Annotated in this window: 20 protein-coding genes; 5 read left to right on the top strand and 15 right to left on the bottom strand. The window is 73.3% G+C overall.

Annotated features, from left to right (window positions below; translation table 11 throughout):
• Positions 1–111: 111 nt before the first annotated feature.
• From whiA to rapZ, 3 genes are read right to left on the bottom strand one after another with little or no spacing between them, the layout of a single operon-like run.
• A complete protein-coding gene (gene whiA, locus O7622_RS24200) occupies positions 112–1,092 on the bottom strand; it encodes a DNA-binding protein WhiA (RefSeq protein ID WP_262286278.1) in 981 nt (326 codons plus the stop codon).
• 54 nt (positions 1,093–1,146) lie between these two features.
• Positions 1,147–2,151 (bottom strand): uridine diphosphate-N-acetylglucosamine-binding protein YvcK, encoded by a 1,005-nt coding sequence (yvcK, locus tag O7622_RS24205; protein WP_282310481.1) that lies wholly within the window; start codon positions 2,149–2,151, stop codon positions 1,147–1,149.
• Positions 2,148–3,029, bottom strand: coding sequence for an RNase adapter RapZ (gene rapZ, locus O7622_RS24210; RefSeq protein WP_282314211.1), 882 nt, complete (start codon positions 3,027–3,029; stop codon positions 2,148–2,150). Before rapZ ends, yvcK begins: the two co-directional genes overlap by 4 nt.
• A gap of 230 nt (positions 3,030–3,259) precedes the next feature.
• On the opposite strand from rapZ, the gene recQ reads away from it, so the two are divergent.
• The gene (recQ, locus tag O7622_RS24215) at positions 3,260–5,113 is read left to right on the top strand and encodes a DNA helicase RecQ (protein WP_282310482.1); all 1,854 of its coding nucleotides are present in this window, start codon (positions 3,260–3,262) and stop codon (positions 5,111–5,113) included.
• A 151-nt stretch (positions 5,114–5,264) separates the two neighbouring features.
• Here recQ and O7622_RS24220 read toward each other — a convergent pair whose 3' ends face one another.
• The 5 genes from O7622_RS24220 to rsgA all read right to left on the bottom strand — a co-directional run bounded on the left by O7622_RS24220 (position 5,265) and on the right by rsgA (position 13,555).
• On the bottom strand, positions 5,265–5,915 hold the full coding sequence (locus tag O7622_RS24220; protein ID WP_282310483.1) for a C39 family peptidase: 651 nt from the start codon (positions 5,913–5,915) through the stop codon (positions 5,265–5,267).
• Between the two features lie 775 nt (positions 5,916–6,690).
• Positions 6,691–8,634: an excinuclease ABC subunit UvrC gene (gene uvrC / locus O7622_RS24225; protein ID WP_282310484.1), complete on the bottom strand. Its 1,944-nt coding sequence runs from the start codon at positions 8,632–8,634 to the stop codon at positions 6,691–6,693.
• An 83-nt stretch (positions 8,635–8,717) separates the two neighbouring features.
• The gene (locus O7622_RS24230) at positions 8,718–9,206 is read right to left on the bottom strand and encodes a Rieske (2Fe-2S) protein (protein ID WP_282310485.1); all 489 of its coding nucleotides are present in this window, start codon (positions 9,204–9,206) and stop codon (positions 8,718–8,720) included.
• 118 nt (positions 9,207–9,324) lie between these two features.
• On the bottom strand, positions 9,325–12,267 hold the full coding sequence (uvrA, locus tag O7622_RS24235) for an excinuclease ABC subunit UvrA (RefSeq protein WP_282310486.1): 2,943 nt from the start codon (positions 12,265–12,267) through the stop codon (positions 9,325–9,327).
• A 208-nt stretch (positions 12,268–12,475) separates the two neighbouring features.
• Entirely contained in the window at positions 12,476–13,555 is a 1,080-nt protein-coding gene (rsgA, locus tag O7622_RS24240) for a ribosome small subunit-dependent GTPase A (RefSeq protein ID WP_282310487.1), read from the bottom strand.
• Between the two features lie 237 nt (positions 13,556–13,792).
• Between rsgA and O7622_RS24245 the strand changes: the two genes are divergently transcribed.
• Complete coding sequence (locus O7622_RS24245; RefSeq protein WP_282310488.1) at positions 13,793–14,509, top strand: maleylpyruvate isomerase family mycothiol-dependent enzyme; 717 nt, start codon at positions 13,793–13,795, stop codon at positions 14,507–14,509.
• A gap of 8 nt (positions 14,510–14,517) precedes the next feature.
• A complete protein-coding gene (locus O7622_RS24250; RefSeq protein WP_282310489.1) occupies positions 14,518–15,171 on the top strand; it encodes an MBL fold metallo-hydrolase in 654 nt (217 codons plus the stop codon).
• Positions 15,172–15,216: 45 nt separating this feature from the next.
• Here O7622_RS24250 and O7622_RS24255 read toward each other — a convergent pair whose 3' ends face one another.
• The gene (locus tag O7622_RS24255; protein WP_282310490.1) at positions 15,217–15,825 is read right to left on the bottom strand and encodes a VTT domain-containing protein; all 609 of its coding nucleotides are present in this window, start codon (positions 15,823–15,825) and stop codon (positions 15,217–15,219) included.
• A 98-nt stretch (positions 15,826–15,923) separates the two neighbouring features.
• Complete coding sequence (locus O7622_RS24260) at positions 15,924–16,598, bottom strand: 50S ribosomal protein L11 methyltransferase (protein ID WP_282310491.1); 675 nt, start codon at positions 16,596–16,598, stop codon at positions 15,924–15,926.
• A 180-nt stretch (positions 16,599–16,778) separates the two neighbouring features.
• On the opposite strand from O7622_RS24260, the gene O7622_RS24265 reads away from it, so the two are divergent.
• On the top strand, positions 16,779–16,982 hold the full coding sequence (locus tag O7622_RS24265; RefSeq protein ID WP_013287480.1) for a cold-shock protein: 204 nt from the start codon (positions 16,779–16,781) through the stop codon (positions 16,980–16,982).
• Between the two features lie 49 nt (positions 16,983–17,031).
• On the opposite strand, the gene O7622_RS24270 is transcribed toward O7622_RS24265, so the two are convergent.
• The 5 genes from O7622_RS24270 to O7622_RS24290 all read right to left on the bottom strand — a co-directional run bounded on the left by O7622_RS24270 (position 17,032) and on the right by O7622_RS24290 (position 22,225).
• A complete protein-coding gene (locus O7622_RS24270; protein ID WP_282310492.1) occupies positions 17,032–18,306 on the bottom strand; it encodes an MFS transporter in 1,275 nt (424 codons plus the stop codon).
• A complete protein-coding gene (locus tag O7622_RS24275; RefSeq protein WP_282310493.1) occupies positions 18,303–18,878 on the bottom strand; it encodes a metalloregulator ArsR/SmtB family transcription factor in 576 nt (191 codons plus the stop codon). The genes O7622_RS24270 and O7622_RS24275 overlap by 4 nt, the downstream gene beginning before the upstream one ends.
• A gap of 97 nt (positions 18,879–18,975) precedes the next feature.
• Positions 18,976–19,884 carry a hypothetical protein gene (locus O7622_RS24280; protein WP_282310494.1) on the bottom strand — a complete coding sequence of 303 codons (909 nt, stop codon included), beginning with the start codon at positions 19,882–19,884 and terminating at the stop codon, positions 18,976–18,978.
• 170 nt (positions 19,885–20,054) lie between these two features.
• A complete protein-coding gene (locus tag O7622_RS24285; protein WP_282314212.1) occupies positions 20,055–21,710 on the bottom strand; it encodes a CocE/NonD family hydrolase in 1,656 nt (551 codons plus the stop codon).
• Positions 21,707–22,225 carry a MarR family transcriptional regulator gene (locus O7622_RS24290; protein WP_282310495.1) on the bottom strand — a complete coding sequence of 173 codons (519 nt, stop codon included), beginning with the start codon at positions 22,223–22,225 and terminating at the stop codon, positions 21,707–21,709. Before O7622_RS24290 ends, O7622_RS24285 begins: the two co-directional genes overlap by 4 nt.
• A gap of 137 nt (positions 22,226–22,362) precedes the next feature.
• Between O7622_RS24290 and O7622_RS24295 the strand changes: the two genes are divergently transcribed.
• Positions 22,363–24,489 carry an efflux RND transporter permease subunit gene (locus tag O7622_RS24295; protein ID WP_282310496.1) on the top strand — a complete coding sequence of 709 codons (2,127 nt, stop codon included), beginning with the start codon at positions 22,363–22,365 and terminating at the stop codon, positions 24,487–24,489.
• The last annotated feature ends 19 nt before the right edge of the window (positions 24,490–24,508 follow it).

The raw sequence follows: 24,508 nt of genomic DNA on the forward strand, positions 1-24,508 counted from the left end.
GGAGCGCCTGTTCCGGCCCCCTTGCCGTACGCAGCGACCATATCCGAGCGCGCGGCGTCGCGCTGCGGCGGGTGGTGATCCCGCTCGCGGTGCGCTGCCGCCCGAGTCCTATCAGACCACGAGCATGTCCGGCGTGACTGCCGCTTCCGTATCCGGGATGCCCAGGTCACGGGCACGCTTGTCGGCCAGCGCGAGCAGCCGGCGGATCCGGCCGGCGATGGCGTCCTTGGTCAGCGGCGGCTCGGCGAGCGCGCCCAGTTCCTCCAGCGAGGCCTGACGGTGCTCCAGGCGCAGCTGCCCGGCCGAGGTCAGGTGGTTCGGCGCGTCGTCGGCGAGGATCTCCAGCGCGCGGGTCACCCGGGCGGCGGCGGCCACCGCGGCACGGGCGGAACGGCGCAGGTTGGCGTCGTCGAAGTTGGCCAGCCGGTTCGCGGTGGCGCGCACCTCCCGGCGTACCCTCCGCTCCTCCCAGGCCAGCACGCTGGAGTGCGCTCCTATGCGGGTGAGCAGCGCGGCGATCGCGTCACCGTCCTTGACCACCACCCGGTCCACGCCGCGCACCTCGCGGTTCTTGGCGGTGATGCCGATCCGGCGGGCGGCGCCCACCAGCGCCAGCGCCGACTCCGGGCCGGGGCAGGTGATCTCCAGCGCGCTGGAGCGGCCCGGCTCGGTGAGCGAGCCGTGCGCCATGAACGCGCCACGCCACGCCGACACGGCACAGCAGACGTTCGCGGCCACCACGTGCGGCGGCAGGCCGCGCACCGGGCGGCCCCGCACGTCGAGCAGGCCGGTCTGCCGGGCGAGCGCCTCGCCGTCCTTGACCACCCGCACGATGAAGTGACTGCCCTTGCGCAGCCCGCCGGAGGCGAGCACGTGGATCTCGCTCGGGTAGCCGTAGACCTCGGCGATCTCCCGCCGCAGCCGGCGGGCCACCGCGCCGGTGTCCAGCTCCGCCTCGACCACGACGCGACCCGACACGATGTGCAGGCCGCCGGCGAAACGCAGCAGGGCCGCCATCTCCGCCCGGCGACAGCAGGGCTTGGGCACGTCGACCCGACTCAGCTCGTCCTTGACCGCAGCCGTCATCGCCATAGTGCGCCCCCTCACGGACCGGTTCCGGCGTGTCGCCGGTGATTACGTACGTGTCTAACGATCGGCGCGCAGGACAGGCACCAGCGCGGCGCCCAGGGCGGCTGGATCATGACGGGGCGTGCCGTCCAGGACGGCGACGGGAGCGAGGACCAGCCGGGCACCCAGCGATTCTGCCGCACGTTCGACCGCCGCGGGATCACCCACCGCCGTGGAGTCGGCGAGCACCCGGTCCACCTTCAGCTCGGGCAGATAGCGCCGCAGGGTGTCCAGATGGTCGGGCAGGGAGAGCCCCGAGGTCTCCTTCTCGGCCACCAGGTTGAGCGTCACCAGCCGCCGCGCCGGGCTGGACACGATCGCGCCGGCCAGGCCCGGCACCAGCAGGTGCGGCAGCACGCTCGTGTACCAGCTACCAGGCCCGAAGATCAGCCAGTCCGCGGCGCGTACCGCCGTCACCGCCTCGGCGCACGCGGCCGGCGCCGACGGGTTGAGCCGCAGCGACTCGACGGTGCCCGGGGTGACCGCGACCTGGTGCTGGCCGCGCACCGTGGACACCTCGTCCGGGTGCTCCGGGTCGGCGCCGCGGACCCGGGCCTCGATGCCCACCGGCTGGCGGGACATCGGCAGCACCCGCCCCACCGCGCCGAGCATCGCCCCGCCGTGGTCGAGCGCGGCCACCGGGTCGCCGAGCAGCTCGGTGAGCCCGTGCAGCAGCAGATTGCCGACAGCGTGGCCGGCGAGCGAGTCGCCGACCGCGGCCGGTACCGGCGCGGCCAGTGTCGGCGCCTGCGGCACGGCGGCGGCGAAGCGGTGCTGGAACAACGCCGCGCTGCGCCGGGTGGCCGGATGGTCACCGGCCAGCGCGACGAGCGCCTGACGCAGGTCGCCCGGCGGCAGGCCGCCGCGCTCGGCGCGCAACCGGCCGCTGGAGCCGCCGTCGTCACCGACGGTGACCACCGCGGTGATGTCCAGGTCCAGTTCGGGTACGCAGTGTCGCAGCGCCCGCAGCGACGCCGAGAGCCCGTGCCCGCCGCCGAAGGCGACCACCCTGGTCGGGGTCACTCCCGCCCCAGGTCCCGGTGCTGGGCGTTGGCGGCGATGCCGGAGTGGCGCAGCCGGGAGGCCAGCTCCTCGGCGATGGCCACGCTGCGGTGCTTGCCGCCGGTGCAGCCGACCGCCACGGTCAGGTAGCGCTTGCCCTCCCGCTCGAACCCGGCCGTGGTGGCGTTGACCAGGTCGGCGTACCCGGCCACGAACGCGTCGGCGCCCTCCTGGCCCAGCACGTACGCGCTCACCGCCTCCTCCCGGCCGGTGTGCTCGCGCAGCTCCGGCACCCAGTACGGGTTCGGCAGGAACCGGGCGTCCATCACGAAGTCGGCGTCCGGCGGCAGGCCGTACTTGAAGCCGAACGAGATCACGGTGATCCGCAACCGGCGGGCGTCCTCGCCGCCGAACAGCTCCTCGACCCGGCGGCGCAACTGGTTCACGTTCAGGTGGCTGGTGTCGATGATCACGTCGGCCTGCTCGCGGGCCTCCTCCAGCAGCGCCCGCTCGACCGCGATGCCGTCGGCCAGCCGCCCGTCGCCCTGCAACGGGTGCGAGCGGCGCACGCTCTCGAACCGCCGGATCAGCACCTCGTCGTCGGCGTCGACGAAGACCACCCGGGGCTGGAAGCCGCGCTCACGCAGCTCGCGGATCGCCCCGGCCAGGTCGGTGGAGAACGCGCGCGAGCGCACGTCCAGCACCATCGCCGTACGCCGGGCCGCGCCACCGGCCTTGAACGCCAGCTCGGCCATGTCCAGCAGCAGCGCCTGCGGCAGGTTGTCGACCACGTAGTAGCCGACGTTCTCCAGCGCCCGCGCCACGGTGCTGCGCCCGCCGCCGGACAGGCCGGTCACCACCACCAGGGAGGTGTCCGACTCGATCGGCGCCGGTCGCACCGGCGTCGTCTCCGCCTCGGTCGGCCCCAGGTCACCCGCTGTACGCGCCTCGCTCACCCGCTACCCCCAGCCGTGGCGCCGCGGCCCGGTCGGCCGCGCATGGTCAATCAGCGACTCTAACGGCTCTGACCCGGCCCGGGATTCCACGGGGTGACCACCGGAACATGTCGCCGCCCGCGGAACGGCTCGCCGGGACGGACGCTGTCGGGGGACGCTCGTAGACTGCGCGGATGGTCTCCCCCACCCACGAGCGGACCACCTCAGCACCGGCCGGCGACGCGCTCGACGTGTTGCGGCGGGTCTTCGGGTACGACGCCTTCCGCGGCTTCCAGCAGGAGGTCGTCGAGCACGTGGTGACAGGCGGCGACGCGCTGGTGCTCATGCCCACCGGCGGCGGCAAGTCGCTGTGCTACCAGATCCCCGCACTGGTCCGCGACGGCGTGGCGGTGGTCGTCTCGCCGCTCATCGCGCTCATGCAGGACCAGGTCGACGCGCTCACAGCGGTCGGCGTCCGGGCCGGGTTCCTCAACTCGACCCAGGATCCCGCGCAGCGGCGCCGGGTCGAGGCGGCCTACCTCGCCGGTGAGCTGGACCTGCTCTATCTGGCCCCGGAAGGGCTCGCCGTGCGCTCCACGCTCGGCCTGCTGGAACGCGGCCGGATCGCGCTGTTCGCGATCGACGAGGCGCACTGCGTGTCGCAGTGGGGGCACGACTTCCGCCCCGACTACCTCAACCTGTCGATGCTGCACGAGCGCTGGCCGGACGTACCGCGCATCGCGCTGACCGCCACCGCGACCCGGGCCACCCGCACCGAGATCGCCACCCGGCTGCGGCTCACCGAGGCCCGGCACTTCGTGGCCAGCTTCGACCGGCCCAACATCCAGTACCGGATCGTGCCCAAGCGGGAGCCGCGCAAGCAGTTGCTGAGCCTGCTGCGCGACGAGCACCCCGGCGACGCCGGCATCGTCTACTGCCTGTCCCGGGCCTCGGTGGACAAGACCGCCGAGTTCCTGGTCGCCAACGGCATCCCCGCGCTGCCGTACCACGCCGGGCTGGACGCCTCGACCCGCGCCGCCAACCAGCAGCGTTTCCTGCGCGAGGACGGCCTGGTCATGGTCGCCACCATCGCGTTCGGCATGGGCATCGACAAGCCCGACGTACGCTTCGTCGCCCACCTGGACCTGCCCAAGTCGGTGGAGGGCTACTACCAGGAGACCGGCCGCGCCGGGCGCGACGGGCTGCCGTCCACGGCCTGGCTGGCGTACGGGCTCCAGGACGTGGTGCAGCAGCGCAAGATGATCGAGACGTCGGAGGGCGACCTGGCGCACCGGCGCAACCTCGCCGCCCACCTGGACGCCATGCTGGCGCTCTGCGAGACGGTCCGCTGCCGCCGCTCCCAACTGCTCGAATACTTCGGCGAGACTGGCGTGGCCGACTGCGGCAACTGCGACACCTGCCTCGAACCGCCGGAGTCCTGGGACGGCACCGTCGCCGCGCAGAAACTGCTGTCCACCGTCTACCGGCTCGACCGCGAGCGCAACCAGCGGTTCGGCGCCGGGCACAGCATCGACATCCTGCTCGGCAAGCACACCGACAAGATCGACCAGTACGGCCACGACGCGCTGAGCACGTTCGGCATCGGCACCGAGCTGCGCGAGGCCGAGTGGCGCGGGGTGGTGCGGCAACTGCTGGCCGAAGGTCTGCTCGCGGTCGAGGGCGACTACGGCACGCTGGCGCTGACCGACGCGAGCGCGGACGTGCTCGGCCGCCGCCGTACCGTCACCCTGCGCAAGGAGCCGGAGCGCCCGGCCGGCCGGTCCGCCAAGCCACGGGGCGCGGCCACCGTGGTCGCCGACCTCTCCCCCGCCGCCGCGCCCGTCTTCGAGCGGCTCCGCGCGTGGCGCGCGGCCACCGCCAAGGAGCAGGGCGTCCCGGCGTACGTCATCTTCCACGACGCGACCCTGCGGCAGATCGCCGCCGACCCGCCCGCCTCGCTGGCCGAACTGTCCCGGGTCAGCGGCGTCGGCGAGAACAAGCTCGCCAAGTACGGCGAGGCGATCCTGGCCGTCCTCGCCGAGTCCTGACGCACGCGGGGAAGGGCCCGGCCCCGTGGTGGGGGTCGGGCCCTTCCGGCGTGCTGTGGCCTCGTTCTGGTTCACGCGGTGGTGCTCTGGTCCGCGTGGTGGTGCCGGTGGTTGGTCTTGTTGTGTAGCTGTTGGTGTGGCGGTGTTGGGTTTAGTTGGTGCTGTAGCCGCGGGTGGCGATCCAGTCGGCGAGGTTGTCGATGGTCATGCGGTAGGTGGCGGTGGTGGGGTCGGCGCTGTCGGCGATGGTGACGGTGTTGCCGTTGTCGCGGTAGCCGATGACGCTGATGTAGTGGCCGCCTTCGAAGGAGTGGGTGGTGCCGTCGGTGTCGGTGGCGGTGCCGGCGATGTTGGCGACCACGGCCCGGCCGGCGTCGACGGTCTTGACCACGTCGGTGCGCAGGGTGTGGGTCTGCTTGTCGTCGGCCTTGGGGGTGTTGATCTCGACTGACTTGTAGGCGTTCTTGGTGCCGGTTTCCTTGTTCAGTACGGGGGTGATGTCGTTGATGCTGTTGGTGCCGGCCTCGGTGGTGCCCATTTCGCGGGCCATGGCGTGGACGTCGATGTTCTTGCCCTGCACGCTCAGGGCGTTGCGGGCGGCGGCGGGGCCGCAGAAGTAGAAGTTGGGCTGGGCCTCGTAGCGCACGTCCAGTTCCCGCTCGCCGTGGCCCTTGCGGTCGGCCACCACGCTCGTGGTGGTGGGGGCGGCGTGGGCGGCGATCGCGGGTCCGGCGATGCCACCGGCGGTGGCGGCGATACCGGCAGCGGTCAGGACGGTTTTACGTAGCGCAGTGGTAGCCATGATCGGTTGCCTCCCTGGTCGGGGGAAACGCGGCAGGGGGTGCCGCGAAGGGGGAAAGTCTTGGGGGTGCCCGTCGAAGGGCTGGCGCGCGGGCGACCCGGTGGGGCCTGCTGTCCGCGGCTCGGGATGTAACGACGACCGGCCCGGGGCCATTCCCTGGCCTGGCGATCCGCCTCGGGATGGCGGGCGGGCCGGTGGCCCGGCGCGGGCCCGGGGCTCGGCCGCTCAGCCATGTACAACGTCTCCGGCCCACCCCGGATTCCGCCGTGACAGTGGCGCCGACCACCGCCCAGCAAGCCCACTGAACCGGACATAAGCCTAGACCGTCGAACGCCTCCGCCTGTAGGCGCCGATCTTGGACGGTTTCGGTTCGCGGCGAACGGAAACCGTCCAAGATCGCCGCCCGAGTGCGAAACCGGACACTGGGCGCCGTCGGCGGCACCGATCCCGTGGGCACCGAATCCGTTGCCCGCGTCGTCGCTTCCGTCCAGCCCGGCCGACCTGCGGGTGTGCCGCCGCAGGTCGGCGGGGCGTCCGCAGCTCCCCACATCACCCCGCGAGCCCCCGCTCCCCGCTCCCCGCTCCCCGCTCCCCGCTCCCCGCTCCGGGATCTTGGTATCAATCCGCCCTCATGGGGCGCTCCCGCTCCGAGATCTGCACGGTCGCTGAGTGCCGGCACGTCACCTATGGCGTTGCACCGAAGCTGCGTCACCGGCCGTTCACGCCAGCGGGCACTCGACGGCGCGCGGATCGCGCGTGACGGAGAAGGCGTGGCTCAGGACGGTGTCGCAGCGGCGTCCGTGGAGCCGTCCAGCGCGGCCAGGATCGCCTCGGCCGTACGCCTGCCCACCCCGGGCACCTCGGTGATCTCCTCCACGGTGGCGGACGACAGCCGCTTCAACGAGCCGAAGTGCCGCAGCAGCGCCTTGCGGCGCACCTCACCGAGGCCGGGGACGTTGTCCAGCGCGGATTCGGTCATCCGCTTGGAGCGCCGCTGGCGGTGGAACGTGATGGCGAAGCGGTGGGCCTCGTCGCGTACGCGCTGCAGCAGGTAGAGCGCCTCGGAGGTGCGCGGCAGGATCACCGGGAACTCGTCGTCGGGCAGCCAGACCTCCTCCAGCCGCTTCGCCAGCCCGCACAGCGCCACGTCGTCGATGCCCAGCTCGGCGAGCGCCTTCGCGGCGGCGGCGACCTGCGGCGGCCCGCCGTCGACCACGACGAGCTGCGGCGGGTACGCGAACTTGCGCGGCCGCCCGGTGGTCGGGTCGATGCCGGGCCGGTCGGGGTCGGAGGCGGTCTCCTCGCCCAGCTCACCGGTCTCGGCGCGGGCGTCGAGGTAGCGGGCGAAGCGCCGTCGCAGCACCTCGGACATGGCTGACAGATCGTCGGTGGCGCCGCGCACGACGAACCGGCGGTATTCGCCCTTGCGGGGCAGCCCGTCCTCGAACACGACCATGCTGGCGACCACGTCGGTGCCCTGGATCTGGGAGACGTCGAAGCACTCGATGCGCAGCGGCGAGGTGTCCATGCCGAGCGCGTCGGCGATCTCGTCGAGCGCCTGGCTGCGGGTGGTCAGGTCACCGGCCCGCTTGAGCTTGTGCCGGGCCAGCGCGTCCTTGGCGTTGCGCTCGACGGTCTCCAGCAGCGACCTCTTGTCGCCGCGCTGCGGCACCCGCAGCGACACCCGGCTGCCCCGGCGGGCGGTGAGCCAGTCGGCGAGCGCGTCGGCGTCGCCTGGTAGCTCGGGGACGAGCAGCTCGCGGGGCACGTCGGCCTCGCCCTGCTCACCGCCGTACACCTGGGTGCAGAAGTGGTGCACGAGGTCGCCGGTGGTCAGTTCCTCGGTCTTCTCCACCACCCAGCCGCGCTGGCCGCGCACCCGGCCGCCGCGCACGTGGAAGACCTGCACGGCGGCTTCGAGCGGGTCGTCGGCGAACGCGACCACGTCGGCGTCGGTGCCGTCGCCGAGCACCACCGTCTGCTTCTCCATCGCCCGGCGCAGCGCCGCGACGTCGTCGCGCAGCCGGGCGGCCCGCTCGAACTCCAGTTGCTCGCTGGCGTCGAGCATCTCCTTCTCCAGCCGCCGGACCATGCTGTCGGTGCGGCCGGCCATGAAGTCGCAGAAGCCGTCGACGATCTCCCGGTGCCGTTCGGCGGTGACGCTGCCGACGCACGGCGCCGAACACTTGCCGATGTAACCGAGCAGGCAGGGCCGGCCGACCTGGCCGGCCCGCTTGAACACCCCGGACGAGCAGGTCCGCGCCGGGAAGACCCGCAGCAGCAGGTCGAGCGTCTCGCGGATGGCCCAGGCGTGGGAATACGGCCCGAAGTAGCGCACACCCTTGCGCTTCACGCCGCGCATGACCTGGAGTCGGGGGTATTCCTCGTCGAGCGTGACCGCGAGATAGGGGTACGACTTGTCGTCGCGGTAGCGGACGTTGAACCGGGGGTCGTACTGCTTGATCCAGGTGTATTCCTGCTGGAGCGCCTCGACCTCGGTGGCGACGGTGATCCAGTCGACCGACTCGGCGGTGAACACCATCTGCCGGGTGCGCTGGTGCAGGCCGACCGGGTCGGCGAAGTAGGAGTTGAGCCGGCTGCGCAGGTTGCGCGCCTTGCCGACGTAGATCACCCGGCCGGTGCCGTCGCGGAAGCGGTAGACCCCTGGCGACTCCGGGATGGTGCCGGGCGAGGGACGGTAGGTCGAGGGGTCAGCCACGGCGTCAAGCCTAGTCCGCGCCCCTGACACGGGACCGGCGCCGCGCCCCCGCCGACCACCGGCCGGCGGGGGCGCGGAACGGGTCAGGCCAGCGTGATCTGGTCGCCGTCGACCTTGATCTCCTTCGGCGCGAGCGGCTTGGTGGCCGGGCCGCCCTTCACCGAGCCGTCGACGATCGAGAACCGGCTGTTGTGGCAGGTGCAGTTGATCGTGCCGCCGTCGACGTTCGACACCGGGCAGCGCTGGTGCGTGCAGATCGGGTCGAACGCCTTGAACCGGCCGGCCTCGGGCTGGGTGATCACCACGCCCTGGCTGGCGAAGACGGCGCCGCCGCCCACCGGGATGTCCGAGGTGCGCGCCAGCGCGCTGCCGCCGTCCCGGTCGCCGCCGCCGGCGTCGCCGGTCGCGGTGGCGCCGGGCGGGCCGCCGCTGGTCGGGGCGAGCCCGGGGGACGCGTCGTCGTCGCTGCCGCAGCCCGCGAGCACCACGGCCGCGCCGATCGCTCCGGCTCCGGTGAGCAGGGTACGGCGGCTCTGGGTGACCGGTCGGGTCAGCGCCTGATCATCACTCATGTCCGGCCTTTCTCTCGGCTTACAGCGGAAACACGCACCAGCGTGGGGCACGGTTCATACTGGCGCGTCACAAACCGGGCACCGACGGCCCGGCCTGCGAGAACGCGTACCGGATGGGTCAGCGCGCCCCGGCGGGGACCTTGCGGGTCCGCGACTTGGCGCTGCCGTTGGCCTTGGCCGCCCGGGTGGTGGCCGCCTTGGCGCCCTTGGCCTCGCCGTCGAGCTTGAGGATCGGCCGCAGGAACTGCCCGGTGTGGCTCTCCGGCACCTCGGCGACCTCCTCCGGCGTGCCGGTGGCGAGCACGGTGCCGCCCCGGTGGCCTCCCTCGGGGCCCATGTCGATGAGCCAGTCGGCCGTCTTGATCACGTCGAGGTTGTGCTCGATGGTGATGACCGTGTTGCCCTTGTCGACCAGGCCCTCCAGCACCATCAGCAGCTTGCGGATGTCCTCGAAGTGCAGGCCGGTGGTGGGCTCGTCGAGCACGTAGACGGTGCGGCCGGTGGAGCGCTTCTGGAGTTCGGAGGCGAGCTTGACGCGCTGTGCCTCGCCGCCGGACAGCGTCGGCGCGGGCTGGCCGAGGCGGACGTAGCCGAGGCCGACGTCGACGAGCGTCCTGAGGTGCCTGTGGATGGCCGGGATGGCGGAGAAGAACTCGGCCGCCTCCTCGATCGGCATGTCCAGCACCTCGGCGACCGTCCTGCCCTTGTAGTGCACCTCGAGCGTCTCGCGGTTGTAGCGCGCGCCCTTGCACACCTCGCAGGGGACGTACACGTCCGGCAGGAAGTTCATCTCGATCTTGATGGTGCCGTCGCCGGAGCACGCCTCGCAGCGCCCGCCCTTGACGTTGAACGAGAACCGGCCCGGGCCGTACCCGCGGACCTTGGCCTCGGTGGTCTCGGCGAACAGCTTGCGGATGTGGTCCCAGACACCGGTGTACGTGGCGGGGTTGGAGCGCGGCGTCCGCCCGATCGGCGACTGGTCCACGCCGACGACCTTGTCCACGTTCTCCAGGCCGGTGATCCGCGTGTGCCGGCCGGGCACCAGCCGGGCGCCGTTGATCTGGTTGGCCAGCACGGTGTAGAGGATGTCGTTGACCAGCGTCGACTTGCCCGAGCCGCTCACGCCGGTGACCGCGATGAGCTGGCCGAGCGGGAAGCTCACGGTGAGGTTGCGCAGGTTGTGCTCGCGCGCGCCGTGCACCACCAGCTCGCGCCCGGGGGTCTGCGGCCGGCGGGCGGCCGGCGTCGGGATGGACTTCCGCCCGGCCAGGTACGCCCCGGTGACCGACTCGGTGTTGTCGAGCAGCGCCGGCACCGACCCGCTGTGCACGATCTCGCCGCCGTGCTCGCCCGCGCCCGGGCCGATGTCGACGATCCAGTCCGCCACCCGGATGGTGTCCTCGTCGTGCTCGACCACGATCAGCGTGTTGCCCAGGCCGCGCAGCCGCAGCAGCGTCTCGATGAGCCGGTGGTTGTCCCGCTGGTGCAGGCCGATCGACGGCTCGTCGAGCACGTAGAGCACGCCGACCAGGCCGGAGCCGATCTGGGTGGCCAGCCGGATGCGCTGGGCCTCACCGCCGGAGAGCGTGCCGGCCGGGCGGTCCAGCGAGAGGTAGTCCAGGCCGACGTCGAGCAGGAACTTCAGCCGGGCGTTGATCTCCTTGAGGACCCGCTCGGCGATCATCTTCTGCCGGTCGGTCAGCTCGATGCCGGCGAGCAGGTCGGCCGCCTCGCCGACGGAGAGGTTGCAGACCTCGGCGATGCTCTTGCCGGCCAGGGTGACAGCGAGCACCTCCGGCTTGAGCCGGGTGCCGCCGCAGGCCGCGCAGGGCACGTCCCGCATGTAGCCCTCGTACTTGTCCCGGGACCACTCCGACTCGGTGTCGGTGTGCCGCCGCTCGATCCACTGCACCACGCCCTCGAAGCCGGTGTAGTAGGAGCGCTCGCGGCCGTACTTGTTGCGGTAGCGCACGTGCACCTGGTCGTCGGAGCCGTGCAGGATCGTCTTCTGCGCCCGCGACGGCAGCGCCCGCCACGGCGTGTCGATGTCGAAGTGCTCGGCCTCGCCGAGCGCCTCCAGCAGCCGCAGGAAGTATTCGAGGTTGTGCCCGGTGGCCCAGGGCTGGATCGCGCCCTCGCGCAGCGTGCGCTCCGGGTCGGGGATGACCAGCTCCGGGTCCACCTCCTTCTTGGTGCCGAGGCCGGTGCACTCCGGGCAGGCCCCGTACGGGGCGTTGAAGGAGAAGACCCGGGGTTCCAGGTCCTCGATGGCGAGCGGGTGGTCGTTCGGGCAGGCCAGGTGCTCGGAGTAGCGGCGTTCCCGGGCCGGGTCGTCCTCCGGCAGGTCGACGAAGTCGAGCAGCACCAGGCCGCCGGACAGGCCGAGCGCGGCCTCGACCGAGTCGGTCAGCCGCTGCTTGGCTCCCGGCTTGACGCTGAGCCGGTCGATCACCACCTCGATGGTGTGCTTCTCCTGCTTCTTGAGCTTCGGCGGCTCGGTCAGCGGGTGCACCACGCCGTCGACCCGGGCGCGGGCGTAGCCCTTGGCCTGGAGTTCGGCGAACAGGTCGACGTACTCGCCCTTGCGGCCGCGCACCACGGGCGCGAGCACCATGAACCGGGTGCCCTCGGCCATGGCCAGGACCCGGTCGACGATCTGCTGCGGGCTCTGCTTGGAGATCCGCTCGCCGCAGATCGGGCAGTGCGGCTCGCCGATGCGCGCGAACAGCAGGCGGAGGTAGTCGTAGACCTCGGTGATCGTGCCGACTGTGGAGCGCGGGTTGCGCGAGGTGGACTTCTGGTCGATGGAGACGGCGGGACTGAGGCCCTCGATGAAGTCGACGTCGGGCTTGTCCATCTGCCCGAGGAACTGCCGGGCGTACGACGACAGCGACTCGACGTAGCGGCGCTGCCCCTCGGCGAAGATGGTGTCGAACGCCAGGCTCGACTTGCCCGAACCGGAGAGCCCGGTGAAGACGATCAGGGCGTCCCGGGGCAGGTCGAGACTGACGTCACGCAGGTTGTGCTCGCGCGCGCCACGGATGATCAGTCGGTCGGCCACGGTGCGTGTGCTCCCGGAAGAAGAATATGAGGCGGATCTGTGCACCAGACGCCGGGTCTGGGTGGTTTTCACAGGTTGTCGGGGCGCAGAAAACACGCCTCGGCAACTCTAGCCCCGGCGTATGACAACTTCCGTCGCGCGAACATTCCCCCAGCTCAGGCCGGTCGGGCGCGAACCACGCAGGTCCACCCGACCGGCCCGGGCCGGCTCAGAATGCCCCGGGAGCGGGCGGGGTCGCCGGACGTCCGGTGCGTCGCCGCCCGGCCCGCCGGCCGCCCCGCCGTTCGGCCGCCAGCCGGGCCGCGCGGCGACCGCTCTCGTGCTCGATCTCCCGCTGCAACCGGCGCCAGCTCTCCCAGCGGCGCACCGGCAGTTCGCCGTCGTCCAGCGCGGCCCGCACCGCGCAGCCCGGCTCGGCGTCGTGGGCGCAGTCGGCGTACCGGCAGCCGGCGGCCAGCTCGGTGATGTCGGCGAACGCCCGGTCCAGCCCGGCCGCGCCGTCGAGCAGGCCGACCGCCCGTACGCCCGGGGTGTCCAGCACCGCTCCCCCACCCGGCAGCGGCACCAGCGACCGCCAGGTGGTGGTGTGCCGGCCCTTGCCGTCGACCCGGCGGATCGCCTGGGTGCGCATCACGTCCGCCCCGGCCAGCGCGTTGACCAGGCTCGACTTGCCGGCCCCGGAGGGGCCGAGCAGGCCGAGCGTGCGCCCCGGGGCGACGTGCCGGCGCAGCGGCGCCAGGCCGGTGCCCCGCTCCGCGCTGACCGGCAGCACCGGCACCCCCGGCGCGAGGTCGGCCAGCTGCCGGGCCACCGCCGCCGGGTCGGCGGCCAGGTCGGCCTTGGTGAGCACGACGAGCGGCTCCGCCCCGGACTCGTGCGCCAGGGAGAGCAGCCGTTCGATCCGCGCGGCGTCCGGTTCCGGGTGCACCGGCTCGACCACCGCGGCGGTGTCGAGGTTGGCGGCCAGCACCTGGCCGCTGGCGTCCTTGCCGGCGGTGCGCCGCACCAGCGCGGTACGCCGCGGCAGCACCGCCTCCACCGTGACCGGGCCGTCCGGCCAGGTGGACAGCAGCACCCAGTCACCCGCGCAGGGCAGCGCGGTCAGGTCGCGGGCGGCGGCGGACAGCACGCCGCCGCCGAGGCTGGCCCGCACCGGCCCCTGCGGGCACAGCACGGTGCAGACGCCCCGGTCCACCCGGGCGACCCGCCCGGGACGGTGGCCGGCGCGCCGGTCGAGATGGGCCGCCCAGCCGGCGTCCCAGCCGAGGGCGGTCAGATCGAGAGTCATGGTGTCCTCATCGGTGTCGAGGGGAGGTACGGCGGAACACACGCGCTGCGACCGGCATGCACACCACCTCCCCTCCGGCTCCCGGTGCCGCGTACTCGACCACGTGGAGCCCGGCGCGTCCGGCGCCGGCCCGATGTCGTCGGCCCCGACGGTAGGTGGCACGCCGACGCGCCGAAAGCGATTTCCCCCCGGGCACGGCCCGGTCCGGCCCGCTAGGGTCGGACGGGTGAGAACGCGATGACCGCCGACCCCCTGCTGCTGACCGGCGCGCTGGCCGAGGCGAACGACCGGCTGCTGCGTACCGTGTCCGGTCTGACCGCCGCGGACGTCGCGGCGCCCTCGCTGCTGCCGGGCTGGACCCGCGCGCACGTGCTCACCCACCTGGCCCGCAACGCCGACGGGTTCGTCAACCTGCTCACCTCGGCACGTACCGGCGAGGAGATCCCGATGTACGCCTCGGCGCAGGCCCGCGCCGACGACATCGACGCCGGCGCCGACCGCGGCCCGGCCGGCCTGCTGGACGACGTACGCCGCAGCGGCCAGCGCTTCGACGCGGCTGTCGCGGCGATGCCCGTGGACGCCTGGGGCGCCACGGTGCACACCCGGCGCGGCCCGTGGCCGGCGGCGATGCTGGTCTGGGGGCGGCTGCGCGAGGTCGAGGTGCACCACGTCGACCTGGCGGCCGGTTACCGACCCGCGGACTGGCCGGAGGCGTTCGCCCAGCGGCTGCTGCACGAGGTGGTGACCGGGATGGCCGCCAACCCCGCCGCGCCGGCCGTGGTGCTGCGTTTCGACGGCGCGGCGTCCGAACTCGTCGTGGGTGACCCGGAGGGGGCGCCCACTGTCACCGGCCCCGCGCCGGAACTCGCCGCCTGGCTGACCGGCCGGGGCGCGGGCGAGCTGCTCACCGTCGAACCCGACGGCCCCCTGCCGAACCCACCGGAATGGATCTGAACATCGTCATGACCTACACCGGAGACGTCACGCCCGGCGGTCCGCCGGCCGTGCGCGAGCTCGACCGGCTCACCGTCACCAAGCTGTCGGTGGGCCCGATGGACAACAACGCCTATCTGCTGCGCTGCAACGCCACCGGCGAGCAGGTGCTGATCGACGCCGCGAACGAGGCGCCGCGCCTGCTGGAGCTGGTCGGCGACGGCGGGCTGGCCGCCGTGGTGACCACCCACCAGCACATGGACCACTGGGTCGCGCTGGAGGAGGTGGTGGCCAAGACCGGGGCGCGCGCGCTGGTGCACGCCGACGACGCCGAGGGCCTGCCCATCGAGGCCGAGCGGCTCGACGACGGCGACACGGTGCCGGTCGGTGACTGCGGGCTGGAGGTCATCCACCTGCGCGGGCACACGCCGGGCTCGATCGCGCTGCTCTACCGCGACCCGGCCGGCACCCCGCACCTCTTCACCGGGGACTCCCTCTTCCCGGGTGGCGTGGGAAACACCGACCAGGATCCGGAGCGCTTCGGCCGGCTCATCGACGACGTCGAGGCCAGGCTGTTCGACCGGCTGCCGGACGACACCTGGTTCTACCCGGGCCACGGCAAGGACAGCACCATCGGCGCCGAGCGGCCCGCGGTGCCGCAGTGGCGCGCTCGCGGCTGGTGAGCACGCCCGGCCCGGCCTCCCCCGTGGCGGCCGGGCCGGGCGTGCTCAGGCGGTGACCGCCCGCAGCCGGCGCCGGGTGGCGAGCAGCACCGGGCCGGCCAGCAGCAGCCCGACCGCCATGGTCAGCACCGTGGGGTTGAGCGCCCCGGGCAGCAGGCCGGTCAGCGCCCGCGCGGCGAGCCCCAGCGCCACGTAGAGCCCGGCCCACGCGGTCGCCCCGGCCGCCGCGCAGACCACGAACCGCCGGTACGACATCCGCAGCCCGCCCGCGGCCAGCGGCAGCAGCGCGTTGAACACCGGCAGGAACGGCGCCACCAGCACGATCCGTCCGCCGCCGCGGTGCAGCAGCGCCTCGGCGGCGGCCCAGCGGGACTCGCCGATCCAGCCGCCCACCCGGCTGTCCCGCAGCCGCCCGCCCCAGCGCCGGCCGGCGAAGAAGCTCAGCGACCAGCCGGCCAGGCAGCCCGCGACCACCGCCGCGACGGTGAGCGCCCCACCGGCCGGACGACCCGCGCCGACCGCGGCCAGGACCGCGGCGTCGCCGGGCACCAGCACCCCGATCAGGGGTACGGCGTCGGCGAGCATGACCACGCCGAGCAGCCCCATCAACAGGGTGGTGGGCAGCTCACCGGCGGCGGCCACGAGTTCGTTCATGAGCTGCACGCTATGCGGCGGCGGCACGCCCGCACATCGGGCATGATCCCCCAGTGGTCCCCGACACCCGGCCGGGGAGACCCCTAGGGTCGGCCGGCTCATCGGGGCCGGAGCACCTGCACCCGGCGTACCGGGGAGTCGACCGAGGGTTCGGTGGTCGGCACCGGATAGCTCGCCACCAGTTCCAGCCCGTCCGGCGGCAGGTGGCCCCGGTCCGGGTCACCGACCAGCACCTGCACGCCGTGTGCGGCGCACCGTCGCAGGTAGGGCAGGACCCGGGCGGCCAGGCCCGCGTCGTAGAGCGCGTCCCCGGCCACCAGCAGGTCGGCGCCGGGCACCCCGTCGAGCAGGTCGGCGCCGTCGGCCGTCACCCGGACCCGGTTGGCCCGGGCGTTGACTGTGACCGCCGCCACCGCGTACGGGTCGATGTCGTTGGCGATGACCTGGTCGGCCCCGGCGAGCGCGGCGGCGATGGCGACGAGCCCCGATCCGGCGCCCAGGTCGAGCACCCGCCGCCCGGCGGCCAGCTCGGGGTGGTCCAGCAGGTGCCGGGCGAGCGCCTGGCCACCGGCCCAGACCGACGCCCAGTACGGCGGCGGCAGCGACCGCCCGGCGGCGGCCTCCATCCGGGCCCACCACAGGATGGCGTCCTCGGCCAGGTACAGGCGCACCTCCGGCACGAACGGCGTACCGACCAGGCGCAGGCGGTCCGGGCCCCCGCCGGGCGCCGCGATCTCCTGCTCCAGGTCGGCCAGAGCCGTCTGCCTGCTCATCGGGGCAAGCATGCCGTGCCCGGCCCGACGGCGGGGTCTTTTTCCGGTCGCGCACGTATTCACGGGCGCGCCGCGCGCTTCCGGCAGCGGATTCCGGTCCGGGCGGTTACTGTCAGGGTGGTACAGGGCGATCACCGGCCGGGGAGCCGGTGCTCGCTCGCATTGAACAGGGAGAGACGCATGGCAACCGGCACGGTCAAGTGGTTCAACTCGGAAAAGGGCTTCGGCTTCATCGAGCAGGACGGCGGAGGCCCGGACGTGTTCGTCCACTACTCGGCCATCCAGAGCAGTGGCTACCGCGAGCTGAACGAGGGCCAGAAGGTCGAGTTCGAGGTGACCCAGGGGCAGAAGGGCCCGCAGGCGGACAACGTTCGTCCGATGTAACGCGTGCCGGTGGCGGCGGTCGGGCTCCGACCGCCGCCGCAGTGCATCCTCAGGACGGCGCGGCCGGCAGGTCGCGCCGTTTCCGTAGTGGCCCGGCCAGCAGGATCAGCGGGGTCAGCGCCAGCCAGACGGTCATCGCCCGGATCGCGCCGCCCGGCCCCCACGCCGCGCCCAGCGCCCCGGCGATCAGGGCGGCCAGCGGAATCGTCCCGTAGTTGAGCAGCTGCATGCTCACCGTGACGCGGCCGAGCAGCCGGTGCGGCGTGTACGTCTGCCGGAAGCTGCCCTTGACCACGTTGCCGACGGCGACGCCGAGGCTCACCAGGCTCCCGCCGAGCACCAGCCAGCCGGTGCGCGCGCCGGGGCCGGCGAGCGGGATCAGCAGCGCGGGCGGGCCGGTGAGGGCGCCGGCGACCAGCAGCGTACGGGCGCTGCCGAGCCGCCGGGACAGGCGCGCGGCCAGCGCGGCGCCGATCACGCCGCCGAGGCTGGCGAGTCCGATCAGGAGGCCGACCAGCCCGGCGGGCAGCTCGGCCGAGCGGACCAGGAACACCACGAGCACGGCCTGGTAACCGGCGAGCCCGATGTTGCTGGCCGCCCCGAAGATCGTCAGCACCCGCAGGTACGGGTCGCGGACGACGAATCGCAGCCCGTCGGCGACCTCGCGGCGCAGCGACGCCGTCCCGGCTGGACGGTGCGGCCGGGGTTCGGCCGCGCGGATGCGGCGCAGGCACAGCGCGGAGAGCAGGAAGCTCAGCGCGTCCAGCGCCACCGCGGCCACCGCACCGACGAGCTGGGCGACCAGGCCGGCCAGCCCGGGCCCGACCAGGTAGCTCGCGGTCTGGGTGGCGTGCAGCCGGGCGTTGGCCTCGGGCACCTGCCCGGGACTCAGCAGCGTGGGCAGGTAGACCTGGTCGGCGGTCTCGAAGAAGACCCGGGCCAGTCCGGCGCCGAGCGCCACGACCAGCAGGTGACCGACGGTGAGCAGGCCGAGCAGGGCGGCCACCGGCACGCTCGCGAACAGCGCGGCGGCGGCCAGGTCGGCGGCGATCATCACGGGCCGGCGGCGGACGCGGTCGACCCAGGCCCCGACCGGCAGGCCGGCGAGCAGCCACGGCAGCCACGCCGCCGCGGTGAGCACCGCCACCTGGAACGTGGTCGCGTCGAGCACCGCGACCGCGACCAGCGGTAGCGCCACGACGGTCATGTTGTTGCCCATGGCGCTGACCGTGTGGGCGGTCCAGAGCAGCCGGAAGTCGCGGTGCCGGAACAGCCCGCCGGGCGGCGCGTCGACCGGGCCGGACGTCCGCGCGGGGGCGGTCACGGCCGGCCCGGGACGCCGTGGGCGAACACGAAGACCGGCTCGCGGCGCTGCCCGTCGTCGGGCACCGTCCGGTCGGCCCACCGGGCCAGCAGCTCGATCACCTCGCGACTGAGTTCGGCCAGCTCGTCCGGGGTCAGGTGGAGCCACTTGTCGGTGCTGAACGGCCCGTCGCCCCACGCCGTGTGCGCCGCGTCGGGCGCCGCCTGCCAGGCGCGGACCAGCTCGGCGTGCCGCTCCAGGTTGAGTGAGCTGGCCGCGTCGGCGACCACCCGGGCCGCCGGGTCGTCGTCGAAGTCGCTGTTGGACCAGCGCACCCCCCGGTCGCGTAGCCGCCACCAGCGTTCCCGGCGGTCGCGGGCCAGCTCGGGCGCCTCGACCAGCAGGTCCGCGGCGGCGAGCACCTTGAGGTGGTGGCTCACGTTCGCCGGCGCCTGGCCGGTGTGCTCGGCGAGCATGCCGACCGTGCACGGGCCGTAGACCTTGAGCACGTCCATGAGCCGGCGGCGCGTCTGGTGGGCGAGCGCGGCGAGCACCCGCGAGTCGGTGACCTGCCGGACGGTTAACTGTTCCATCCGGCGAGTATGGCATTCGCAAGAGCTGTTGCGCAACAACTCTTGCGTAATGGGCCGGACCGAGGCGCCGCGACACGACTGTCGCGGCGCCAGGCGGTCAGGCGGTCAGCCGGCGGGACAACTCGTCGGCCACGTCCCGGGCGATCTGCGGCGGGATGGCTTCGGCGATCTTCTCCGGCGGCAGCCCGGCCAGCACTCCGGAGACGATCTGCTGCTCGTCGGTGAAGTCCTTGCCGGACAACTCGTTCACCTGCGCCACGAGTGCCGGCCAGGCGCGCAGCATCGCCAGCATCTGCTGCAACGGCGAGTTCGCCATGGGCGGGTTGACCAGCCCGGTGGTGTTCGCCGGCGAGATGAGCCAGTTGCGCAGGTTCTGCAGGTCGGCCAGGACGTCGCCGACCGTACGGCTCTTCGAGCCGGTGTTCCCGACGAGCTTGTCGGTCTGTTCCATGTCGTCCTCCGGTTTCACGACGGCGATCATCCCGATCGCGGTGAGGTAGCGGCGGAACAGCGGGGTCTGGTCCCGCCCCGCCTTTGTGGAGTCGCGGAAGAAGCTGAAGTGGGTGTGGAACAGGTGGCTGCTGTCGCCGCCGGTCCGCCGGCCCAGCCGGTCCCAGCGGCGCACCGTCCGCCCGTCCGGGGAGTAGATGATCTCCCGGATGTCCCGGGTGTCGGCCGCGTTCGCGGCGCACTGTGCCACCATCCAGGCGGAGAAGGTCCGCAGGTTGTGCGTGCCGCCGCCGGAGCGGACCGAGAACGTGCCGACGTCCAGCGCTGATGCGTACAACGTGAGCCCGGACCGGTCCCGGCTGGACTCCACCACCGAGTAGTCGTTCGTGACGACCCGGTCGGAGCCGCAGTGGTAGCCGCCGCGGTGGTTCACGTCGCCGACGATGCCGACCTCCGCCGGCTCCAGGTCGTCGGCGCGTACGGCGTTCTTGTCGACGTTGAGGTAGGTGAGTAACAGGTTCCGGACGGCCAGCAGGTTCGCCGGGGCCGACGTCATGGCATCTCCCCTTCCGATCGATGACCGGCGAGGGCACGACAATCACACCGCGTGATGACATGCGATCCGCGGACGCGCCCCGCCGGATAACTGCACGGCACCGGGCACTTGCTCCGAGCTTAACCACGGTTAGGCAGAAGTGCCCAGTTCAGGGGCGGTTTTTTGAACTATCAGCCCGCTGTGGACGTTGCCGGCACGAGCGGCAGCACCAACGCCGAGGGATGCTCACGATCGTGGAGGATCTCCCGCCAGCCAGCACGGAGGGTCACAGCGGTGCCGAGCGGCTCACCGGTGCCGGGGTTGCGCGCGTAGCGGGGGTGGGCGCCACCGGAGACCTGCACCCGCAGCCGGTGCCCGGACGCGAACCGGTACGCCGTCGGCCAGAGCGTCACCGGCACGGTGACCACTCCGGACGGATCACGCGGGAACCGCCCGGCCTCGACGCGGACCAGGCCGTCGCAGACGTTCCAGGAGCGTCCGCGCCGGTCCACGTCGCACAGACGCACGAACACGTCCAGGTACGACAGTTCGCTGCGCAGGTGGATCTCGGCGCGTACCGGCCCGGCCACCTCGACCGGGTCGCGCAACGGCTCGCTGGTGTAGGTGAGCACGTCCGGGCGGGCCTCGACCGGCCGGTTGTCCACCGCGCCGGCCCGCTGGGCCACCAGCAGCGGGCCACCGAGCGACGGGGTGGGGTCGGCCGGGTCGTACCAGATCCGGTCCGGTTCGCCGTGCTCCTGCGGTTCCGGGGCCAGCCCGCCGGCGGAGCGCAGGTGCCACCGGGCGGACGTTGCCGGTGGCGGCCAGTCCGGCAGGTCACACCAGCCGCCGCCTTCGCCGCCGACGTGCACCCGCACCGGCGCGCGCACCGGCCCGGGCCGCCCGGCCAGGTGGGTGTCGAGCCAGTCCAGGCCCTCCCGCAGCGAGGCCAGGAGCAACCCCGGGCTGCCGTGCGTCCACGGCCCGAGGACCAGCCGGGTTCGCGCCCCGGCGGCCCGCAGGCGCGCGTAGTCGTCGAGCTGGGCCGGCAGGAAGATGTCCTGCCAGCCGCTGACCATCGCCACCGGGGCGCGGACCTCGCCGATCCGGCCGCCGAAGACCCGGGTACGCCAGTAGTCGGCGTCGGGCGTGTGGTGGCGCAGCCACTCCTGGAAGAACGGCACCGTCACGCCGGTGGCGACCCGGTCGGCCTCGGCCAGCGGCAGGTGCGCCAGGGCGCGGGCGAGCCGGGGCTGGCCGCGCTTGAGCTCCCACTGCCGGGCCAGCCAGGGCACCGTCTGCGCCTGGAGCAGCTCGGCCCAGGTGAGCACCGTGTCCAGGGCGAACGACTCCCCCGCGTACGTGGAGTCGCGGGTGCCCGACGCGGTCACCACGGCGACCATCGCGCGCAGCTCGTCGCCCGCCTCGGCGGCGAGCGCCCACTGCACGAAGCCCTGGTAGCTGGCGCCGAACATGCCGAACGCGCCGGTCCACCAGGGCTGGCGGCGCAGCCAGTCCAGCGTGTCCAGGCCGTCGTCGCGCTCGTGCACGAGCGGCGCGAACTCGCCGCCGGAGCCGAACGTGCCGCGGCACGACTGGATCACCACGTGGAAACCCCGCTCGGCGATCAGGCGGCCCAGCAGCCGGACCGGCCCGCCCCGCCCGTACGGGGTGCGGATCAGCACGCACGGCGCGGCGGGCAGATCGGGCGCGTAGTGGTCCGTGCGCAACGTCACCCCGTCGCGTACCCGGACCGGGACGTCCCGGGTGACGGCGACCCGCCCGGTGCGGGCGGCGGGCAGTCGCAGTGCCACGGTGGCGGCCCGGGTGACCAGCCGCATGATCAGTCGGCCGGGCCGGAGGCGTCGCCGCGACGGGGAGCGGCTCGGATCTCGTCCCGGTGGGTACGCATGGAGTGCACCATCTCGGCCATGAACCGGCGCACCACTGCGAGCTCGTCGTCGCTGAAGCGGTCCATCACCTCGTCGGTACGGCGGCCCAGTGGCCCGAAGAAGCTCTGCGCCAGTGTCGCGCCGCGGTCGGCGTAGTGCAGGAGGATCTTGCGACGGTCGGCGGTGTCCCGGTCGCGCCGGATGTGGCCGCCGCGTTCCAGCCGGTCGACCAGCGCGGTCACCGAGCCGGAGGAGAGGTTGAGCGCCTCGCCGAGCCGGCCGGGAGTGATCGGGTCGCCCACCAGCTCGGCCTCCATGACCGCGATCAGGGCGTACAGGTCGGTGGCGTTGAGCCCGTGCAGCCCGGCGAACGCGTGCCCGATGTGCTGCGCGTCGACCGAGTAACGACGCAGGTCGTTGGTGATGTCGGCCACCATGTGCCCGCGTGGGTCGTCACGTCGCCGGTACATCCTGTGCGCCGCCACCGCTTGCCGCCACCCCCCTGTCGAACAGTTCCGGTTGCAGCATAGAACCACCGCGGATAATCTCGCTCATCAAGATACTCGTTAAGAGAGAATCTCCCGCGACCAATATGTGAGGGCATCGGATGTCTCTGTTCACCCGCGTCGTCCGGGGCCGGCTGGCCGCCTGGCTCACGCTGGCCGCCGCACTCGTCGTCGGCGTGGTCGCCTTCGGGCTACCGAAGCCGGACAATCCGGCGCCCGTCTCCGACACCGGCCTGTCCGTGGGGTGGCAGTCGACGCAGGTCGAGCGGCTCCAGGAGCAGTTGCCCTCCAAGGACGCGCAGACCGCCCTGGTGGTGGTCAGCCGCGCCGACCGGGCCCCGCTCGGCCGCGCGGACCGCAGCACGCTCGACGGCCTCGGCGGCGAGTTGAGCTCGCTCGCCGCCGGCGGGCGGGTGCCTCCCGCCCAGGTCTCCCCGGACGGCACCGTGGCGCTGGTCGCGGTGCCGCTGTCCACCGAGGGCGGGCCGTCGGCGGTGGTCGACGAGGTGGAGAAGCTCCGCGAGGCGGTCGGTGACCTGCCCGGCGAGCTGACCGTCGAGGTCACCGGCGGGCCCGCGTTCACCGCCGACCTGGGCAAGGTGTTCCAGGGCGCGGACACCACGCTGCTGCTGGTCACCGCCGCCGTGGTGGCGGTGCTGCTGCTCGTCACCTACCGCAGCCCGTTCCTGTGGCTGGTGCCGCTGCTGGTGGTGGGCGCCACCGAGCAGATCACGCTGCGCGTGGTGGAGTCCCTCGTCCCGGCGTTCGGCATCTACCTGCCCAGCGGGCAGGTGACGGGCATCGCCAGCGTGCTGGTGTTCGGCGCCGCCACCAACTACGCGCTGCTGCTCATCGCCCGCTACCGCGAGGAGCTGCGCCGTGAGGAGGACCGGTTCGCCGCCATGCGTTCGGCGCTGCGCCGCACCGCCGAGCCGATCCTGGCCAGCGGCAGCACAGTCGTCCTCGGCGTGCTCACGCTGCTGCTGTCCGAGCAGGAGACCAACCGGGCGCTCGCCCTGGCCTGCACCACCGGTGTGATCCTCGCCATGCTCTGCGCCCTGTTCGTGCTCCCCGCCGCGCTGCTGCTGTTCGGCCGGGGCCTGTTCTGGCCGTTCGTCCCCCGCGTCGGCAGCGCCGCCCGCGAGGGCCGGATCTGGGGCCGCCTCGGCGAGCTGGTGGTCCGCCGGCCGCTGCCGGTCGCCGCGCTCGCCGTCCTGCTGCTCGCCGGCCTCGCCCTCGGCGGCCTGGGCATCCGTACCGGGCTGTCCGAGACCGAGCAGTTCAGCGAGAAGCCCGAGGCGGTCGCCGGAGCCGAGACGCTCGCCCGGGCGTTCCCGGCCGGCAGCACCCAGCCGGTCGCGGTGCTCACCACCCCGCAGGCCGCCCAGGCGGTCCTCGCCGCGGCGAGCGGCGTCGACGGGGTCGCCTCGGCGCGGCCCGGCGCCGCCGGGGACCGGGTCGCCCAGATCGACGTGGTGCTCACCGCCGAGCCGGGCAGCGCCGCGTCCGACCGGGCCGTGGTGGCGCTGCGCGACGCCGTGTCCGCCGTACCGGACTCGGCACCGCCCGCCGTGGAGGGCGCGGACGCCCCCGACGGCGCCCTGGTCGGTGGCTCGGTCGCGGCCACCTACGACTCGAACGAGGCCAACACCGAGGATCTCCAGCTGATCCTGCCGCTCATCCTGCTGCTGGTCGGCGCGGTGCTGGTGCTGCTGCTGCGCGGGCTCCTGGCGCCGCTGCTGCTGGTGCTCACAGTCATCGGCTCGTTCTTCGCCAGCCTGGGCGCGGCCTGGCTGCTCTTCGACCACGTGCTGGACTTCCCGGCGCTGGACAGCGGGGTGCTGCTGCTCGCGTTCGTGTTCCTGGTGGCGCTCGGCGTCGACTACAACATCTTCCTGGTCACCCGGGCCCGGGAGGACGCGCGCCGCGCCGGCACCCGCGACGGCATGCTGTCGGCGCTGCGGGTCACCGGCGGTGTGATCACCAGCGCGGGCGTGCTGCTGGCGGCGGTGTTCGCGGTGCTCGGCGTGCTGCCGCTGATCACGCTCACCCAGATCGGCATCATCGTCTGCATCGGCGTGCTGCTGGACACGCTGCTGGTCCGTACCGTCCTGGTGCCGGCGCTGGCGTTCCTGCTCGGCGACCGGTTCTGGTGGCCCGGGCGGATCACCCGCGACGCCGACGCGCCTGCCGCGACGACGGCCGAGCCGGTCACCGCGCGGGACTGACGACACCGGCGGGGGCCGG

It is taken from the genome of Micromonospora sp. WMMD1076, assembly GCF_029581475.1.
Taxonomy (GTDB): Bacteria; Actinomycetota; Actinomycetes; order Mycobacteriales; family Micromonosporaceae; genus Micromonospora; species Micromonospora aurantiaca.

Excerpts from the sequence above, each read along its gene's own strand:
- whiA (WP_262286278.1), bottom strand. The coding sequence starts at position 1,092 with ATGGCGATGACGGCTGCGGTCAAGGACGAGCTGAGTCGGGTCGACGTG.
- recQ (WP_282310482.1), top strand. The coding sequence starts at position 3,260 with ATGGTCTCCCCCACCCACGAGCGGACCACCTCAGCACCGGCCGGCGAC.
- O7622_RS24220 (WP_282310483.1), bottom strand. The coding sequence starts at position 5,915 with ATGGCTACCACTGCGCTACGTAAAACCGTCCTGACCGCTGCCGGTATC.
- O7622_RS24230 (WP_282310485.1), bottom strand. The coding sequence starts at position 9,206 with ATGAGTGATGATCAGGCGCTGACCCGACCGGTCACCCAGAGCCGCCGT.
- rsgA (WP_282310487.1), bottom strand. The coding sequence starts at position 13,555 with ATGACTCTCGATCTGACCGCCCTCGGCTGGGACGCCGGCTGGGCGGCC.
- O7622_RS24245 (WP_282310488.1), top strand. The coding sequence starts at position 13,793 with ATGACCGCCGACCCCCTGCTGCTGACCGGCGCGCTGGCCGAGGCGAAC.
- O7622_RS24250 (WP_282310489.1), top strand. The coding sequence starts at position 14,518 with ATGACCTACACCGGAGACGTCACGCCCGGCGGTCCGCCGGCCGTGCGC.
- O7622_RS24255 (WP_282310490.1), bottom strand. The coding sequence starts at position 15,825 with ATGAACGAACTCGTGGCCGCCGCCGGTGAGCTGCCCACCACCCTGTTG.
- O7622_RS24260 (WP_282310491.1), bottom strand. The coding sequence starts at position 16,598 with ATGAGCAGGCAGACGGCTCTGGCCGACCTGGAGCAGGAGATCGCGGCG.
- O7622_RS24265 (WP_013287480.1), top strand. The coding sequence starts at position 16,779 with ATGGCAACCGGCACGGTCAAGTGGTTCAACTCGGAAAAGGGCTTCGGC.
- O7622_RS24275 (WP_282310493.1), bottom strand. The coding sequence starts at position 18,878 with ATGGAACAGTTAACCGTCCGGCAGGTCACCGACTCGCGGGTGCTCGCC.
- O7622_RS24280 (WP_282310494.1), bottom strand. The coding sequence starts at position 19,884 with ATGACGTCGGCCCCGGCGAACCTGCTGGCCGTCCGGAACCTGTTACTC.
- O7622_RS24290 (WP_282310495.1), bottom strand. The coding sequence starts at position 22,225 with ATGTACCGGCGACGTGACGACCCACGCGGGCACATGGTGGCCGACATC.
- O7622_RS24295 (WP_282310496.1), top strand. The coding sequence starts at position 22,363 with ATGTCTCTGTTCACCCGCGTCGTCCGGGGCCGGCTGGCCGCCTGGCTC.